The 17,693-nt window shown below is 56.9% G+C and carries 17 protein-coding genes; 7 read left to right on the top strand and 10 right to left on the bottom strand.

Going from position 1 to position 17,693, the window contains the following annotated elements; genetic code table 11:
- The 6 genes from EH31_RS12190 to EH31_RS12170 form a co-directional block, all read left to right on the top strand.
- Positions 1-687: recombinase family protein (locus tag EH31_RS12190; RefSeq protein WP_241765918.1), on the top strand; the 687-nt coding region annotated here is incomplete at its 5' end.
- Between the two features lie 110 nt (positions 688-797).
- Positions 798-1,001: a hypothetical protein gene (locus tag EH31_RS17570; protein WP_152553559.1), complete on the top strand. Its 204-nt coding sequence runs from the start codon at positions 798-800 to the stop codon at positions 999-1,001.
- A 304-nt stretch (positions 1,002-1,305) separates the two neighbouring features.
- Complete coding sequence (locus tag EH31_RS12185) at positions 1,306-1,662, top strand: hypothetical protein (protein WP_034960680.1); 357 nt, start codon at positions 1,306-1,308, stop codon at positions 1,660-1,662.
- A gap of 17 nt (positions 1,663-1,679) precedes the next feature.
- Entirely contained in the window at positions 1,680-2,591 is a 912-nt protein-coding gene (cysD, locus tag EH31_RS12180) for a sulfate adenylyltransferase subunit CysD (RefSeq protein ID WP_034960679.1), read from the top strand.
- Positions 2,591-4,507, top strand: a complete 1,917-nt coding sequence (cysN, locus tag EH31_RS12175) for a sulfate adenylyltransferase subunit CysN (protein WP_034960678.1) — start codon at positions 2,591-2,593, stop codon at positions 4,505-4,507. The genes cysD and cysN overlap by 1 nt, the downstream gene beginning before the upstream one ends.
- Positions 4,504-5,265 carry a 3'(2'),5'-bisphosphate nucleotidase CysQ gene (locus tag EH31_RS12170; protein ID WP_422110927.1) on the top strand — a complete coding sequence of 254 codons (762 nt, stop codon included), beginning with the start codon at positions 4,504-4,506 and terminating at the stop codon, positions 5,263-5,265. The genes cysN and EH31_RS12170 overlap by 4 nt, the downstream gene beginning before the upstream one ends.
- Here the strand turns inward: EH31_RS12170 and EH31_RS12165 are convergent.
- From EH31_RS12165 to pepN, 8 genes are all read right to left on the bottom strand, one after another.
- Entirely contained in the window at positions 5,248-5,838 is a 591-nt protein-coding gene (locus tag EH31_RS12165; RefSeq protein WP_051699222.1) for an OmpA family protein, read from the bottom strand. The genes EH31_RS12170 and EH31_RS12165 overlap by 18 nt on opposite strands.
- Positions 5,835-7,658 (bottom strand): cation:proton antiporter, encoded by a 1,824-nt coding sequence (locus EH31_RS12160; RefSeq protein ID WP_034960676.1) that lies wholly within the window; start codon positions 7,656-7,658, stop codon positions 5,835-5,837. Before EH31_RS12160 ends, EH31_RS12165 begins: the two co-directional genes overlap by 4 nt.
- 24 nt (positions 7,659-7,682) lie before the next feature.
- Positions 7,683-8,234: an adenine phosphoribosyltransferase gene (locus tag EH31_RS12155; RefSeq protein ID WP_034960675.1), complete on the bottom strand. Its 552-nt coding sequence runs from the start codon at positions 8,232-8,234 to the stop codon at positions 7,683-7,685.
- Between the two features lie 103 nt (positions 8,235-8,337).
- Positions 8,338-9,201, bottom strand: a complete 864-nt coding sequence (locus EH31_RS12150; RefSeq protein WP_034960674.1) for a cytochrome c1 — start codon at positions 9,199-9,201, stop codon at positions 8,338-8,340.
- 51 nt (positions 9,202-9,252) lie between these two features.
- A complete protein-coding gene (locus tag EH31_RS12145; protein WP_051699221.1) occupies positions 9,253-10,593 on the bottom strand; it encodes a cytochrome b in 1,341 nt (446 codons plus the stop codon).
- Between the two features lie 58 nt (positions 10,594-10,651).
- The gene (gene petA, locus EH31_RS12140; protein ID WP_034960673.1) at positions 10,652-11,206 is read right to left on the bottom strand and encodes a ubiquinol-cytochrome c reductase iron-sulfur subunit; all 555 of its coding nucleotides are present in this window, start codon (positions 11,204-11,206) and stop codon (positions 10,652-10,654) included.
- Between the two features lie 214 nt (positions 11,207-11,420).
- Positions 11,421-12,209, bottom strand: a complete 789-nt coding sequence (gene pgeF / locus EH31_RS12135) for a peptidoglycan editing factor PgeF (protein ID WP_034960672.1) — start codon at positions 12,207-12,209, stop codon at positions 11,421-11,423.
- Positions 12,202-14,856, bottom strand: a complete 2,655-nt coding sequence (gene pepN / locus EH31_RS12130) for an aminopeptidase N (RefSeq protein WP_034960738.1) — start codon at positions 14,854-14,856, stop codon at positions 12,202-12,204. The genes pgeF and pepN overlap by 8 nt, the downstream gene beginning before the upstream one ends.
- A 52-nt stretch (positions 14,857-14,908) precedes the next feature.
- Between pepN and EH31_RS12125 the strand changes: the two genes are divergently transcribed.
- Entirely contained in the window at positions 14,909-15,727 is an 819-nt protein-coding gene (locus tag EH31_RS12125) for a Rossmann-fold NAD(P)-binding domain-containing protein (protein ID WP_034960671.1), read from the top strand.
- On the opposite strand, the gene EH31_RS17370 is transcribed toward EH31_RS12125, so the two are convergent.
- Together EH31_RS17370 and EH31_RS12115 are read right to left on the bottom strand one after the other, a co-directional pair.
- Positions 15,704-16,624: a DMT family transporter gene (locus tag EH31_RS17370; protein WP_034960670.1), complete on the bottom strand. Its 921-nt coding sequence runs from the start codon at positions 16,622-16,624 to the stop codon at positions 15,704-15,706. The genes EH31_RS12125 and EH31_RS17370 overlap by 24 nt on opposite strands.
- A 10-nt stretch (positions 16,625-16,634) precedes the next feature.
- Positions 16,635-17,654 (bottom strand): threonine aldolase family protein, encoded by a 1,020-nt coding sequence (locus tag EH31_RS12115; RefSeq protein WP_034960669.1) that lies wholly within the window; start codon positions 17,652-17,654, stop codon positions 16,635-16,637.
- Positions 17,655-17,693 lie beyond the last annotated feature (39 nt).

The raw sequence follows: 17,693 nt of genomic DNA, 5'->3' as shown, positions 1-17,693 counted from the left end.
TTCCACAATCGACCGTTTTCGGAACATGGGCTGAGAGTGTTCCAGAATATGGCTGACAGAATAGAAAAACAGGGTAGCGTTTCGAGATACCCTTTTCGAAACAGGAGCAGCACCTTGGCGCGAACCTTTGCCTATTGCCGTGTGAGCACGACCGACCAGCATACCGAGAACCAGATCGCTGAGCTTCAAGCTGCTGGGTATGACATTCGCGATGACAGGATCGTGGTGGAGACGATCTCTGGATCAACATCAGCGATGGCAAGACCGCAGTTCGCCAAGCTGGTCGATAAGCTCGAACGTGGCGATGTGCTGGTCGTTACCAAGCTGGATCGCTTAGGGCGCAATGCCATGGATGTTCGTGCGACTGTTGAGGCATTGGCTGATGCAGATGTTCGGACAGTTTGCCTACAACTTGGTGGAGTCGATCTAACCTCATCAGCAGGTAAGATGACTATGGGTGTTATCGCTGCTGTCGCCGAATTTGAACGGGACTTACTAGTTGAAAGAGTCCAATCAGGCTTGCGCCGAGCACGTAAGCATAAACGTCTCGGACGCCCTCCTGCGCTGTCGAAGCAGCAGGTGACGGAAATAGTCCATAAACGCTCTCAGGGAGCTTCTCTGGGCACTCTGGCAGCAGAGTATCAGGTCAGCCGAAGCGCCGTCTATCGGGCGACTAAGACAGCATAACGAGCTACTGGCAAAGCGTGGTGATACGCGGTGCATACCGATAAACCTTAAGTGCTCGAATCCCGTGCTGTATGATGGCGTTCAATCAACAGCCATCATAAGGAATATCCATGCTGACACTGCTTACCATCATCGGCACCACTGCCGCCGCCATCTGTGCGATAGCTGCCGTCGTCACCATGCGTCGAACACCCAAGCTTCCTGACCCGCCGTATCAACCAAGCGTTCTCTCCTTCGAGAAAGTAAAGATGCGCGGTTATGGTCGCGATCTTCCACTCCATGGAGTTAAAGCTCGAAGCAGACTTCCCCACTAAATACCCATAGGCATCGCATAGCCGAGACGGACGGTTGAACTTCAATGTTGGTCAGCCGTCCGCACCAATCACACAGAGCGTTATCGATCATCTATGCGAGCGGGTCGTTCCTACAAAGACTGACGTCAACCTTTAGATCAACCGAGCCAGCACACGCAAAGCCAATGCCCGTAATCGTAACGAGATCGGCACAGGACCAATCCACCGCGAGCAAACAGGACGGGGCAAAACACGGTCGATCACGGTCATCACTCATGGCTCCTGATATCGTTGACCTACCGACGATCTCTGCCACCATCGACCGATGACCAGAAGAACCGTCAGCGACAACGCCAATACAATCGTCAATACCAGCATCACCAACGACGCTACAGGCGTTCCTATGAATGCTCTGCAAGACGATGATCAACGTTGGTTGGAGACCGTCCTTGCCAGCCTCAAAGGACGCTCACGCGAAGCACAACAAGCGTTGATCAAGGCTCTGGAAGACGGCCCCACCATCACACAACCCCAAATCACCGAGCAATATCCCCTTACCCGCTCCAGGCTCTGGAAGACGGCCCCACCATCACACAACCCCAAATCACCGAGCAATATCCCCTTACCCGCTCCAAAAATTTCCTTGGCAGTAGCTTTTCTAGTTTTGCTTGGGGCGCGCTAAGGCTTAGCTGCGCATCCATGACTACCCTTACGCATCTCCAGCGGCTTGAAGCCGAAAGCATTCACATCCTGCGCGAAGTCGTGGCTGAGGCTGAAAACCCGGTCATGATGTATTCGGTCGGCAAGGATAGCGCAGTGATGCTGCATCTGGCGCGCAAGGCATTCTACCCCGCTCCCCCGCCGTTCCCGCTGCTCCACGTCGATACGACCTGGAAGTTTCAAGACATGTACGCGCTGCGAGATGCAGTGTCTGAAAAAACGGGCATGAAGCTGCTTGTGTGGCAGAACGAAGAGGCCAAAAGCCAAGGCATTAACCCGTTCGATCATGGCCCACTTCACACCGATATGTGGAAGACGCAAGGGCTGAAGCAGGCGCTTGACCATTATGGCTTTGACGCAGCCTTTGGCGGCGCGCGCCGCGATGAGGAGAAAAGCCGCGCAAAAGAGCGTGTCTTTTCATTCCGCACCGCGAGCCATTCATGGAATCCCAAGGATCAGCGACCGGAGCTTTGGAACCTTTACAACGCCAAGAAAAACAAGGGGGAGAGCATCCGTGTCTTCCCGCTGTCCAATTGGACCGAGCTTGATATCTGGCAATACATCATGAGCGAGAACATCGAGATTGTGCCGCTCTATTTTGCGGCGGAACGCCCAACTTTCGAATGGGAAGGCGGTCTGTTCATGGCAGATGATATTGACCGGCTCGAACGCGTCATGGGCAAGAAACCTGAAATCACGATGAAGTCGGTGCGCTTTCGTACGCTTGGCTGTTTCCCGCTGACAGGCGCGGTTGAAAGCACGGCCTCGACCCTTTCCGAAGTGGTGCAAGAAACCCTTCTTACCTCCACCAGCGAGCGCCAAGGCCGTGTGATCGACAAGGATGCAGGCGGTGCTGGCATGGAGAAGAAGAAACAGGAGGGGTATTTCTAATGGATAAGTCGCACCCCGCTTACGAAACCGATGCGTTGATCGCTGAAGACATCGACGCCTATCTCGACACGCATCAGCACAAGAGCCTGCTGCGCTTCATCACCTGCGGCAGCGTGGACGATGGCAAATCGACCCTAATCGGGCGGCTGCTCTACGATGCCAAGATGATCTTTGAGGATCAGCTGGCGAGCCTTGAAGCGGACAGCGCGCGCCACGGGACGCAAGGGCAAGAGATTGATTTTGCGCTCCTCGTCGACGGCCTCGCCGCAGAACGCGAGCAGGGCATCACAATCGACGTGGCCTATCGCTTTTTCACGACCGAAAAGCGCAAGTTCATCGTCGCCGATACGCCGGGGCATGAACAATACACCCGCAATATGGTGACGGGCGCGTCCACCGCTGATCTTGCGGTGATCCTCGTCGATGCGCGCAAGGGCGTGCTCCAACAAACGCGGCGGCACTCCTTCCTCGTGCATCTGCTCGGCATCAAGCACGTGGTGCTCGCGGTCAACAAGATGGATCTGGTCGATTACTCGCAAGAGACGTTTGATGCGATTGTCGAGGATTACGCAGGTTTTGCGCACGAAGTCGGAATCGAAACTTTCACCGCTATTCCAATCTCAGGCTTCAAAGGCGACAACATCACTTCGTCGCCATCTGCCAACACGGCTTGGTACCAAGGCCTCTCGCTGATCGACCATCTGGAAAGCGTCGAGCTTTCGAGCACCGCTGCACAGGAAGCCTCATTCAGAATGCCAGTGCAATGGGTGAACCGCCCGAACCTCGATTTCCGCGGGTTCGCAGGCCAGATCACAAGCGGCACGGTAAAGCCGGGTGACACCGTTCGCGTGGTCCCATCTGGAAAGACCAGCACGATCAAATCCATCGCGACCTTCGATGGCAACCTTGAAGAGGCCGTGGCTGGCCAATCTATCACGATCACCCTCGCGGACGAGGTCGATTGCAGCCGGGGCGATGTCATTGCCGTCGCTGACAACCCGCCAGAGGCCTCCGACCAGTTTTGCTCCACCCTTGTGTGGATGGACGAGACTGCATTGAAGCCGGGCCGGGGGTACTGGCTCAAAATCGGCAGCCAGACAGTGACCGCGACCGTGCAGCCGCCAAAGTATGAGATCGACGTCAACAGCCTCGATCATCTGGCGGCCAAGACCCTGGAATTGAACGCTATTGGCGTCGCCGAGTTCGCGACCGACAAACCGATCGTATTCGAACCCTATGCCCAAAACCGAGGGCTTGGCGGCTTCATTCTGATTGACAAGTTCACCAATGCAACCGTTGGCGCTGGCATGATCGAATTCAGCCTGCGCCGTGCGCAAAATGTGCATTGGCAGGCGACCACCATCACCCGAGACGATCACGCCAGCCTCAAGAACCAGAAGCCGCGCGTGCTGTGGTTCACCGGGCTTTCGGGCTCTGGCAAATCGACAATCGCCAACGAGGTCGAAAAGCAGCTTGCCCTCATGAACCGGCACACCTTCCTCCTCGATGGGGACAATGTGCGCCACGGCCTGAACAAAGACCTCGGCTTTACCGAGACCGACCGGATCGAAAACATCCGCCGCATTGGTGAGGTCGCAAAGCTTATGGCCGATGCTGGCCTGATCGTGCTCACCGCCTTTATCAGCCCTTTCCGGGCGGAACGTCAGATGGTGCGCGAGATGCTGCCTGAAGGCGAGTTTATCGAGATTTTCGTCGATACACCTCTGGAGGTTGCGGAAAAACGCGACGTCAAAGGCCTCTATAAGAAGGCGCGATCGGGAGAGCTGAAAAACTTCACCGGGATCGACAGTCCCTATGAGGCACCCGAGGAGCCGGAAATCCGCGTCAACACAGTGGATATGACCCCGCTTGAGGCTGCCGAATACATCATCGCTCAGATACTGCCGCTCAAATGACAAGCTCAATGAACCAGCCTGACCTCACCGACGCACAGCTTGCCGCGCAGCTTGCCGAAGTGGCAGGGCGTATCGCCCTCAACGTGCGCGCAAGCGGTCTTCTTGCTGGCAGGTCACTCGGGGATGCGGGGGACGCCACAGCAAATGAATTCCTGTGCAGCGCAATTCGCAGCAACCGGCCCGATGATGGGCTTTTGTCTGAAGAGGAAAAGGACAATCCCGCGCGCCTCGAAAAATCGCGCGTGTGGATCGTTGATCCAGTCGATGGCACCCGCGAATACGCTGAGGAGCGAAGCGACTGGGCCGTGCATGTCGGCCTCGCCATCGATGGCGTTGCGACAACTGGCGCGGTGGCGTTGCCGGATCTGAATGGCGGGATCGTTGTCGCCACAGACGAGGTGAAGCCGCTCCCTGCCGCCGCATCCAAACCCCGCTTCCTCGTCAGCCGCACACGGCCTGCCAAGGAGGCGGTCGCGGTCTCCAAGGCGATGGACGGAGAGCTTGTCGGTATGGGCAGCGCCGGCGCGAAAGCCATGGCGGTCCTGCGCGGCGAAGCGGAGATTTACCTGCATTCAGGCGGACAATATGAATGGGACAGCTGCGCGCCAGTTGCTGTAGCACAGGCGCATGGCTTGCATTGTTCGCGCATTGACGGGTCTCCCATCCGCTATAATCAGGCGGATACCTATTTGCCCGATCTGCTGATCTGCCGAACTGAATATGCTGCAGAAGTTTTAGCCCTAGTCGCTGGCCTTTGAGGCGCCGTCCTTGGGTGCGTTGCCTGGCACGCTCAGGATTTCCACCTCGACCCGGCGGTTAGCCGCACGGCCCGCTTCATTGGGTGAACCATCAGGCAAAGCGTTCGGCTCTGCCGGGTTTTGCTCACCGAAGACAATCACATCAATCCGGCGCGCATCAGCCCCTGCTGCAATCAGCCACTCAGCGACCGCAAGTCCGCGTTTTTCAGATGCGCGAGCGTTAGCCGCATCATTGCCCCCACTATCGCTGTGCGTGCGAAGGATAATCGCGCCGGGGCCTGCAAATTGTTCGGAGGCGCGAACCTGCTCAAGCGCGGCAATCGCATCGGCATTAAGGTCGCTGCCGCCTTCAGGAAAGCCGATTGTGGCGGTATAGCTTTCGTCTGGTTGAGGCTCTTCGATCGCGATGGGCGACGAGATATCAGGGCGTAGGATCGACACAGCTTCATCAACCGGCTCCTCAGCGGCGGCTGTCGGCTCAACAGAGGCGTCCTGCCCATCTGTAGGAGGATTGCATCCGGCAAGCATCAAAACTGCGAGAATAGGAAAGATCGGAGCTGGCTTTACCGTCATAAGCTGGCCTTTTGAGCACTTTTGGGTGGAACAAAGGATATGACTGTATCCCCTGCGCGCGGCTTTGGTCGCACTGCGTGGGTGAAGAACCGCAAGGTGCCGCTTTCGCGCAACAACAGCAAAAGGCTCGCATCCTCGGCCAGCTTCTCCTGCGCGTCGGCAAAGTCAAACTCTTCGGAAAGCTTGGTCTTCTTGAAAATCCAGCCATCTGCAATGCGCTGGTTTACGGCGCCTGCGTCAAATCCATCTTCGAACAAGGCTCTGCCCCGGATGCTTTCAGGCAGCGAAGTGCGGCTTTCAGAGCCCTCATTCTCGCCCAGCTGATAGACCATATCGCGGCCAATCTCGTGCGCGAATTCGTTACAGACCAGCGCGTTGTACGCTTCATTCTCAGTCGCAGCGACAAGCACCTGATAGGGGGAAAGATCAAGGTTGTGCTCGGTCGCCTCATTCAGGATTTCGCCGTGATAGAGCGGCAAACCTTCAAGCCGGGCGCGGCCCAATCGCTGCCAGCTTTGATCTACGATGAGGACCGGTGTTCCCACCGCCCGCATCTCTTTGGCAAGGGCAACCGTCCAAGGGGTGGAGCCTACGAGCAAAACGCCCGGCCGTGTATCGCCTTTTACCTTCAGGAGCCGCGCGACGAAATCGACGCTGAAACCATGGGCGATCACAGTCACCACGACGACGGCAAAACTAAGCCCGGTCAATATCTGGCCACCTGCTATACCAAGTTCGCCGAGCCTAAGGGCAAAGAGGCCCGAAATCGCCACCAGCACAATCCCGCGCGGTGCAATCCAAGCGACAAACAAACGCTCATTCCATGGGATATCGGTGCCCAAGAGGCTTATCAGGACGGTGGCTGGACGGACAAGGAACAGGAGCGCCATCAGAAACGCGAGCGGTCTCCAGCTGGTTTGGAGATAGGTTAGCTCATCCCATTTGAGCGATGCAGCAAGCAGTATGAAAATGCCTGACACAAGAATAACCGCAATGTTTTCCTTGAACGGGTGGATTGACCGCATGCTGGAGACCTCGCGGTTGGCAAGTGTCACGCCCATAACGGTGACAGCCACGAGGCCTGCTTCATGCTCGATCTGATTGGTAAGTACAAAAACACCAATCACCGCAATGAAAAGCACCGGCACTTTGAGATACTCAGGTATGGCGCCGCGAGGAAATAGCCATGCGATAAGCCGGGCAGATGCATATCCAATCAGCCCTGCGAGCACCGCTGCAATCAAGAGCGGGGGCGCAACATCGAACACACTGGCATTTGGAAACTCATTCAAACGGCGGAAGTATTCATACGCGATCACCGCACACAACGCACCTGTGGGATCGTTGACGATGCCTTCCCACTTGAGGATCGAATTGGGCCGGGTCTGGATGTTCGCCTGGCGGAGGAGCGGGATAACAACCGTTGGCCCGGTAACAATCAAAATGCCGCCAAACAGGACAGCCACCGGCCACACCAGCCCCGCAATGTAGTAACCCGACAGCGCGCCAAGGGTCCAACCCACAAGAACGCCAATCGTCGCAAGGCGCCAGACCGCTTTGCCCGAATGCCTCAGTTCGCGAAGATCAAGGCTGAGCCCCCCTTCAAACAGAATGAGCGCAACCCCTATACTGATCATAGGATCAAGCAGATCACCAAAGGCCGCCTCAGGGTCGATCAATCCGGTGATTGGCCCTGCGATAAATCCAGCGGCCAGCATGAGCACAATCGCAGGCCAGCCCGTGCGCCAAGCGGCCCACTGCGCGCCAATGCCAAGGGCGCCGACTGCTGCGATGGTGATAGCTTGGGTTTCGAGAGAGATGTCTAAGAACCTTTCAGGGGAAGGTTATTGGCCTTCGAAATCAATCAGCGTGCTAACCGTAACGCCCTCTTCGTGCAAACGATCCGTACCTCCAAGATCTGGCAAGTCGATCACGAAGACGGCATCTTCAACAAGAGCCCCTGCCATACGTAGCAGCTTTGCACTCGCGATAGCAGTACCGCCTGTGGCGATAAGGTCATCGACAATCACGACACGTTCTCCATCGGCAATCGCGTCCGGGTCAATCTCAAGCCGGTCCGTGCCGTATTCGAGCGTATAATCGATGCCGATTGTTTTAATCGGGAGCTTTCCGGGCTTGCGAACGGGGACGAAGCCAATGCCCAATTGGACCGCGACCGCCGCTCCAAATATAAAGCCGCGTGCTTCCATCCCGGCAATTTTCTGCGCGCCTTTCGCGCGGGCGATCTTGGCCAAGTGATGGATGCTTGAAGAAAGCCCTGCACCGTCGCCGATCAAGGTTGTGATGTCGCGGAATTGGATGCCGGGTTTTGGGAAATCGGGCACTGTGCGCACAAGAGCCTTTAACTCAGTCAGTGAAAGCGGAGATGGGATCATCGCGCGCTCCTATCAATCTGTGGTCCAAGATGGGAAGGCGATACGAAGACGCCCCGCCATCCGCACAGGGATGACAGGGCGTTTTCAAATTCCTTAAAAGCTATCAGACGAGGTCTGGTGAGCCTTTCTTCGGCTTCTTGGTGGCCCACACTGTCTTGTAAGACATAAAGCCAAGGAAGGTTGCGAAAAGCAGGAAGCCAATCACGAACCAGCCGGTTTGCTTTCGCTTAATCAACGAAGGTTCACCGGCCCAGGTCAGGAACGCAGTGATGTCTTGCGCCATCTGCTCGGTCGTTGCTTCGGTGCCGTCGGAATAGGTGACGATACCATCGAGAAGCTGCGGCGGCATGGCGATGTTGATGTTGTAGAAATACTCGTTGAAATAGAGTCCCGGAGGCGTTTCAAAATCAGGCGACTTGGCAACATCCTCTGGGTCGGGCTCATTATAACCCTGCATCAGAGAGTACACATAGTGCACACCGTCTTTACGCGCCTTGGTGATGAGTGTGAGATCAGGCGGAAGAGCATTGTTGTTAAACGCCCGCGCTTCAACTTCGTTTGCGTAAGGTGACGGGAACTGGTCGGTTGGAATACCGGGACGCTTGATCGCGGAACCATCTTTAGGGTCGATGCCCGGTACTTCCCAGCTTGCCGCTTCGGCGCGCACTTCTGGTTCGGTGAAACCGATTTCCTGCAGGTTGCGGAACGCGACGAACTTCAGGCTATGACAGGCCGAACAGACCTCTTTGTAAACCTGATAACCGCGTTGCAGCTGCTGGGTATCCCACTTACCCAACGGCCCGTCGAAGGAGAACCCACCCTCTGGGGCGATGTTCTTTTCCTGGAAGGCGTAATAGTCGGGCTTCGTTGGAAACGCGAAGTTGAGGGCTCCGGGCAGCAGCGACCACAGGAGCAAAACCCCTGTGATAGCTAAACCGAAAAGGATGCCTCCAAGACGAATGGTCATGACCTAACTCTTTCTCGTTATCGGGTCAGTAGAACGGTTGTAGCCGTGCGGTTACTCTGCTGGCTCCGGCATTGCACCGGCTGGCGGAGCAGATGGCGTAGCTGACTTCGACGAACCTTCGTCTTTCCCGAGGACAGCCTCAGTAATCGAGAAGGGCAGGGCTTTTGGAACTTCGATCTGACTAATGATCGGCAGGATCACCAGGAAGTGCAGGAAGTACCAGGCGGTTGCGATTTGGCTCATCACGATGAACGGCTCTTCCGCCTTTGCACCGCCAAGATAGAACAGGGCAGCCATGTCGACGACGAAGATCCAGAAGAATATCCGGAACAGCGGACGATAGGAACCGGAGCGCACCGGGCTCTTATCCAGCCATGGAAGGAAGAACCAAAGAAGGATCGATCCGAACATCGCGATAACGCCAAGCAGCTTCGCTTCGATCAAAACAATGCCGGTGAATGGAATGGTCAGATCGCCGGTGAAGGCACGCAGGATCGCGTAGAAGGGATAGAAATACCACTCAGGAACGATGAGTGCCGGTGTCGAAAGCGGGTTTGCCTCGATCCAGTTTTCAGCATGGCCCAACGCGTTTGGCGCAAAGAATACGACAAATGCGAAAAGCGAGAGAACCAGGCCCAAGAACCAGCCATCTTTGGCGGTGTAGTAGGGGTGGAACGGTACGGTGTCGCTTTCTTTTTTTACTTCAACGCCGGTCGGGTTCGAAGAACCCGGAATGTGCAGCGCCCAAATGTGCAGAATAACCGCGCCAAGGATCACAAATGGCATCAAGAAGTGCAGGGAGAAGAAGCGGTTAAGGGTTGAGTTGTTCGGCGCATAGCCACCAACCAGCCAGACCTGCAGCGGCTCACCGATAAACGGAATTGCGCCAAACAGACCAGTGATCACTTTTGCGCCCCAAAAGCTCATCTGGCCCCATGGAAGCACGTAACCCATGAAGGCGGTTGCCATCATGAGAAGGAAGATGACGACGCCCAAGAGCCAGATCATCTCGCGCGGCGCTTTATACGATGAGTAATAGAAGCCGCGGAAAATGTGGAGGTAAATCACCATGAAGAAGAAGCTCGCGCCGTTGGCGTGAGCATATTTCATCAGCCAACCGTAGTTCACATTGCGCATGATGTGCTCGATCTGACCAAAGGCCACATCGGTGTTCGCCGCATAGTGCATCGCAAGGATGATGCCGGTGATGATCTGGAACATGAGGAAAAACCCGGCAAGAACGCCGAAATTCCACATGTAGTTGAGGTTACGCGGAACCGGATAACCGGCACCAATCGCGTTGTAGACCAAACGTGGGACAGGAAGTTTTTCATCCAGCCACTTGGTAAGGTCGGTCTTCGGCTCGTAAGAGTTTGCCCAGGCGAAGCTCATAATGCTCTCTTGCTCATTCTTAGCTGTGAAACGGATTACCGATCGAAGTTACGATCAATTACCCAACGCGGATGACGGTTTCATTGGTAAACACAAAGTCTGGCACAGCCAGATTGGTTGGCGCAGGACCTTTGCGGATACGGCCAGCGGCATCATAGTGCGAACCGTGACACGGACAGAAATATCCGTTGAACTCGCCCTTGTCCTCACCCTCGCCAGCGCCAAGCGGCACACAGCCAAGGTGCGTACAAACGCCAAGCTGCACGAGAATGTCTTCGTTGCCTTCACCAAGACGCTCTTCCAATGTTTGTGCGTCGCGAAGACCAGAAGCATCAACCGCCTTCATTTCGGCCAGTTCTTCGGCGGTCATGCGCTTGACGAAGAGAGGCTGATCGCGGAACACGCCTTTGATCGATTGACCGGGCTCAAGCGAGGACACGTCCACATCCGTCGTCGATGCCGCGAGAACATCTGCGGTCGGCGCCATCTGACTGACCAGTGGAAACAAAATGGACGCACCGCCAACACCAGCGGTGCTGACAGCGGCGATGTGGATCCAATCGCGACGCCGAACACCTTCTTCGGCGTTCACATTGTCTGCAGTCGTAGCCATTACTCGATACCCTGCTCTTATAGCCGCAGTAGCGCAAAGCCCATCGCGGCGATCAAAATGATTTTACCGGGCGCGCAAATTGCACAGATTATCCCAGCTCCGTGAATCCACAACGTCAGACGCCAAAATCGGTTCCACGGATGGCGCCCCTATAATCGTATTCCAGATAATGCCAATGGTGTTTTCAGCACGATTGGTTCTATCGGTTGCAATCTCAAGAGTTTTGATGAAGCGAGCCGACTGCAATAGCACTTAGCTGACGACCGTAATTGGGCAGTTCCTCATGCATGGCGCGGCGATAGGAATAGTAGGTCCGCCGGTTGGCGTAGGTGTCACGGCCAGTATCAGAAAACTGGCTCAAACCCGCCGATTTAAGGCGCGCAGCAATGTAGCCGGGCAAATCGAAATGCCAGCGATTCGCACCATCACGCCTCACAGCAGGACTAAAATGGACCTCATCAGCCGCGTCAAAGTTAGTGCGAAACCTTGCATCGACCTCATAGCTTGGCTGACCGATAGTGGGGCCTAGAACAGCGGTAATGCTGGCCTTAACTGCGCCAAGTGCCTCCATCGCTGCCACAGTGTTCTCAAGCACGCCGCTATGTGCGCCGCGCCACCCTGCATGGGCCGCGCCTACAACGCCCGCTTTGCGATCGGCAAAAAGCACTGGTCCGCAATCAGCCGTCACAATCCCGATCACGACATCGGTGCGGTCTGTCACAATTGCATCGGCAACAGGACGGTCCGTGGCATGATCGGGCCATACCTTTCCCACGGTTTGACCAAGAGTGATGACTTCGGGCGAATGCACTTGATGTGGGGTTTGGAGCGGAGCGCCCGGTAGGATCGCGCCTGCAGCATCGTTCCTTAGCGCACGGATTTCCTCCGGATCGCCCGGCCCACCAAAACCAAATTGGTGCGCGCCGTTTGCAGAGCCAAAGAAGCCATGCGGCACGCCTTCCAAAGCGGGCGCGCGCTCAATCGAGAAGGGCGTTTCAGCCATCAAGGCTTCGACTGACCTGTTCGAAGGTATCCCGCGACAGTTTGTCCTGCGCAGCGATCCGCTCAAGCTGCGCTTTCATCAGCGCCGCTCTCCCAGGCTCAATCCGCCGCCACCGGCCCAAAGCTGGCACAAAGCGCGCGGCTGTCTGCGGGTTAATCGGGTCAAGTGCGATGATACAGTCCGCAATCATCCGGTATCCTGTGCCATCACTGGCATGAAACGCAGCAGGGTTGCCTGCCAGAGCCATGTAGAGAGAGCGAACCCGGTTGGGGTTGTTCATGGTAAAATCGGGGTGCTTTGCCAGCGCCTCGACATGGGCAAGCACATTGGGGTGCAGCGACAATGCCTGAAGCGTAAACCATTTGTCGATCACCAGATCATTGCCGGAATAGCGCTGATAGAAAGAGGCAAGCCGTTCTTCGCGCGCAGGCGTTTCAAGGCCCGTCAACACCATCAAGGCACCTTGGCGATCGGTCATATTCTCAGCCGTATCGAATTGCTTCGCGGCAAGCCCGGCTGCCTTTTCGGCATCACTTGCCGCGATATAGCCCAGCACCAGAGTTTTAACCTTGCGCGCGCCCACACCGGCAGGATCGGCGAAAGGCACCTGCTGGCAGCGCTCATAAGCAGAGAGCAGCTCAGCCGACCGGCTCGCGCCGATCGCCGCCTTCAATGCCTCGCGCGCCTCGTGAATGGCACCGGGGTCGGCCTTGCGTGTCCCTGTTGCCATCACCTCGAACAGGTAACTTTCGCTTGGCAGCATCATCAGTTCGCCGCGCATGGAATCGTCAAGGCCTGCATCAGTTATGATCGCGCCCATCGCTTGAACGACAGCGTCACGCCCTGCTGCATCGCCTTGGCCGGTCGCCTCTGCGATCAGCGAGCCCACAGCAAGTTCCTGCATCGCCTCATATCGGGCGAAGGGATCGTCATCGCGCGCGGCAAGAAACAAAAGAGCATCACGGTCGAGAGTGCGGTCGATCACGACTGGCGCTGTGTAACCGCGATTGATCGAAACCACGGGGCTTGGCCCGGCCAAAGGCAGGCGAAATTCATCCTGCTCTTTAGTCAACACGATGGTCTGCTCTGCTCCTAGCGCCTCTGTCTCGCGGTCATGCACGGCGACGCGCAAGGGAATGGGCATCGGGCTTTTGTCGCCCTGACCCGGTGTCGCAGGCAGCACTTGCTTGAGCGTCAAGACCAATTCCTCACCCTCAATCCTCTCGCTTGCTTCGACACGCGGAGTGCCTGCTTGCGAATACCACAGGCGGAATTGTTCGAGGTCGAGCCCTGCGCCGTCCTCAATCGCGCGGACGAAATCCTCACACGTTGCCGCTTCACCATCGTGGCGGTCGAAATACAGGTCAGTGCCTGCTCTAAACCGCTCTGCCCCTGCCATTGAGCGCATCATGCGGATGACTTCTGCGCCTTTGTTGTAAACGGTAGCGGTGTAGAAATTGCTGATCTCGCGGTAGCTGTCCGGGCGGATCGGGTGCGCTAAAGGCCCTGCATCCTCGGGGAATTGTGCCGCGCGCAGGATGCGCACATCCTCAATCCGCTTTACCGCCTCTCCGCGCATATCCTGACTGAACATCTGGTCGCGAAGGACGGTGAAGCCCTCTTTCAAGGACAGCTGGAACCAATCGCGGCAGGTAATGCGGTTGCCGGACCAATTGTGGAAATATTCGTGCGCAATCACTCCTTCGACGCCGTCAAAGTCGGCATCGGTAGCGGTGTCACTATCGGCCAGCACATATTTCGTGTTGAAGACGTTGAGGCCTTTATTCTCCATCGCGCCCATGTTGAAATCGGACACGGCAACGATGTTATAAAGGTCAAGGTCATATTCGCGCCCGAACACCTCCTCGTCCCATTTCATCGAGCGGTGGAGCGATTCGAGCGCATGGGTCGTGCGGTCCAGGTCTTCTGCACGGACCCAGATATTGCACTCCACCTCACGGCCAGACATCGTTGTGAACGGCCCGCTTTTCGCCACCAGATCGCCAGCGACGAGAGCGAAGAGATAGGAGGGCTTTGGCCAAGGGTCGAACCACTCGGCAAAGTGACGGCCACCCTCGAGATCGCCCGTGGCTTCCTTGTTGCCGTTGCATAAAAGGATCGGAAATGCCTTCTTGTCGGCCTCCATGCGCACGCGGTAAGTGGAGAGCACATCGGGGCGGTCGGGGAAGAAGGTGATCCGGCGAAAGCCCTCTGCCTCGCACTGGGTGCACAGCATGCCGTTCGAGGCATAAAGCCCCATCAGCGTCGTGTTAGTGCTGGGGTCGATCTCAGTGACAATCTCAACCGTGTGCTTGTCGCCTGAAAGCCGCAGCACTAGATCACGGCCTTCCATTCGCCAATCGCTGCGCTCTTCGCCATCGACGCTCACGCTCAAAGCGGTGAGGCTATCCCCATCAAGATAGAGCTCGTCCGATCCGTCACCGTCCGGGTTACGCTCTACCGAGAGCGCCGCAGTGATCCGCGCGCGGTCCACTGCCAAGTCAAAATGCAGCTGCGTCTCCGGAACCTTCCACGCAAAGGGCTGATAATCCTCGCGCCGGATTACGGGCGGGTCCACAGGGTTGGGCGCCGCATCGGCGAGTTCGGGGTTGCCTTCGGGGTTCGTTGGGGTGGTCGCTATATCCATGCCGAGCGATTTAGATTGATTCTGGCTCACGTCCAACCGATTGAAGGCTCCAATGTCGCATTTATTGATCTTTGGCCTTGGCTACACCGCGAAACGTATCAAGGCAGCGATGGAGGCGCGCGGGTGGCGCGTCGACGGGACGGGTAGCGCAGGCAATCTCGATTTCGACGATGACTTCGAACGGGTGCGCGCGACCATCGATTATTCGACCCACATCCTCTCGTCCGTCCCGCCCGAAAGAGTGACGGGGGGCGACGATGTGCTGATGACCTATGGCGCGACGATCCAGGCAGCGAGCGATGCGGGCAAATGGATCGGTTATCTCTCCTCCACCGGTGTTTACGGCGACCAACAAGGCGCTTGGGTCGATGAAAGTACTCCGACAGTGGCTGAGACTGGCGCTGGCCGACGCAACGCGCGGGCTGAAGCCGATGCCAAATGGATGGAGCTTGGTGCGCGGGTGTTTCGCTTACCCGGTATTTATGGCCCAGGCCGCAGCGCGCTGGACCGGGTGAAACAAGGCAAAGCGCGCCGGATTGATTTGCCCGGCCAAGTGTTCAGCCGCGTCCATGTCGATGATATCTCGAGCGGAGTTGTTGCAGCTCTCACACAAAATTCGCCGCCCGGTGCCTATAACCTTGGCGATGACCTACCCGCCAGCGGCAATGATGTGACCGAACATGCCTTCGCACTCTTAGGGCTGGAACCGCCAAAGCTTGAAACGCTTGAAGAGGCAAACCTGTCCGAAATGGCGCGCGGCTTTTATGCCGAAAACCGCCGGGTCGCCAATGGCAAGGCCAAGCGAGTGCTGGGATGGAAGCCGCAATATCCGACCTATGTCGAAGGTTTAGCGAACCTGCTTTGCCCTTAAGGCAATCACCATCCCGACCACGGCCAGAACCATCCCTGCAATGGTTATCCCGGTCCAAAGATAGCCTTCGAAGAGAGTCGACACCACCATCGCAACCGAGATCGTTAGGATCGCATTATAAGCGGTCTTGCCTGCGCCAATTTCTCGCACAAGATTATAGTGCAGCGGGAAGGTGATGACCGATCCTATAAGCGCGAGATAGACGATGCCCGCCCAATAGGTTCCGCTGGTGGGCACGGGCGGGGGTCCGGCGGTCACAAAGGCAAAGCCCAGATCAAACACGGTCCCATAAAGCATCGCCCATGCAAGCAGGCTCACCATCGGCACGGCGCGGCCTGTGGGGTTGGCTTGGATCACATTCGCGACCGAGGCGGAAAGAATGCCCAGCAAAGCAAGCGCAATCCCAAGCCCGACATTACCGCCAATCACGCCTGCGTTGGGGTTCGCATCCCATTCATGGAAGAGCAGGAAAGACACCCCGACAATCGCAACAGCGCTGCCAACCATAAAGCCCCTTGGGACGCGCTCTCCCAGGAAAGCCCCTGCGAACAAGGAGTTAGGCACCATCATCAGGCCAAACATCAAAGCGACAATGCCAGAGGTCACATACAGCTCTGCGTGATAAACGAAGAGGAAATTACCGCTGAACTGGAACAGTCCGACGAGTATGGCGAGCCTATGCTCTGGCCGGGTCAGGCGAAGACGCCGCTTCATCAAGATTGCCACCAGAAACAGCGCCGGTGTCGCCAATGCAAAACGGTAGAACACCGACCACGCGGCAGGCACACCGTCGATTTGCCCAGTGATAACGAACCACGTCGAACCCCAGATCGTGCCGGTGAGCACGAAAGGAATAATCACCCTAGGGCTCAGCATGGATGGGGCTTCAGAGCTCATGCAAGAGCACTCATAACCCTGAGATAGCTCTGCCAAGGGCAGCTGCGTGATCTTCGCGCGTGTCCCATGCGGTTACAAAGCGCGCCGCATCCGCGCCCCAATCATAGAAGGCAAAACCCTGCGCCCGCAAAGCCTCGCGCTCATCTGCAGAAAGGCGCACGAACAGCTCATTCGCCTCTACCGGATGCATCAAACGTCCGCCGCAGCCACCTGCGATCGCCCCTGCCGCTGCATTGGCATGGCGCGCATTCTCAAGCCATAGGTCACCATCGAGCATCGCGAGGATTTGCGCGGCTAAATACCGACCCTTGCACTGCAGATGCCCTGCGCGCTTGCGGCGATATTTGACTATATCGGCCTGTGCTGGATCGAACAGCACGACGGCCTCTGCGCTCATCGCGCCGTTTTTGATAAATCCGAAGGCGAGGCTATCGACACCGTGAGCGGCATCGGCTGCTGAGCCGCCCAAGAACGCTGCTGCATTGGCAAAGCGCGCGCCATCCATGTGGAGGCCAAGGCCGCGATTCTTCGCAAATGTGCTTAACGCGGCGAGGTCTTCGCGTGAATAGGAACACCCGTATTCGCTAGCCTGTGTGATGGCGATGGCGTGGGGTTGGACCTGGTGCACATCATCTCGGATCGGGTCGATCATCGCTGCAATGCCTTCAGGCGTTAACTTGGCGCTCTCACCCCCAAATCCATCGGGGCACAGCATCAGCTTTGCCCCGTGAAGGTAAAATCCCGGCGCGCCGCCTTCGTCCACTTCGATATGCGCCTCTTCATGGCACACAACACCGCCATGCGGCTGAACCATAGTGGCAAGGGCAAGACAATTGGCAGACGTTCCAGTCGCAGTCCAAAGAGCAGCACATTCGCGCCCGAACAGATCGCTGAACCGTTCATCCAATTGCGCTGAGAGCGCATCGCCATCGTAAGGATTATCCGCGCTATCAGCGGCGCGCATCGCTTTCCACACTTTAGGGTGGACGGGCGCTGCGTTGTCAGAGAGGAAGGGCTTGAGTTCAGGCATAGCGCCAAGCCTCTAATGCGCTTGGCCGTATTGGCAAGA

The sequence above is a fragment of the Erythrobacter longus genome (genome assembly GCF_000715015.1).
GTDB classification, from domain to species: Bacteria; Pseudomonadota; Alphaproteobacteria; order Sphingomonadales; family Sphingomonadaceae; genus Erythrobacter; species Erythrobacter longus.
This window is presented reverse-complemented; position numbering and strand designations above follow the sequence as displayed.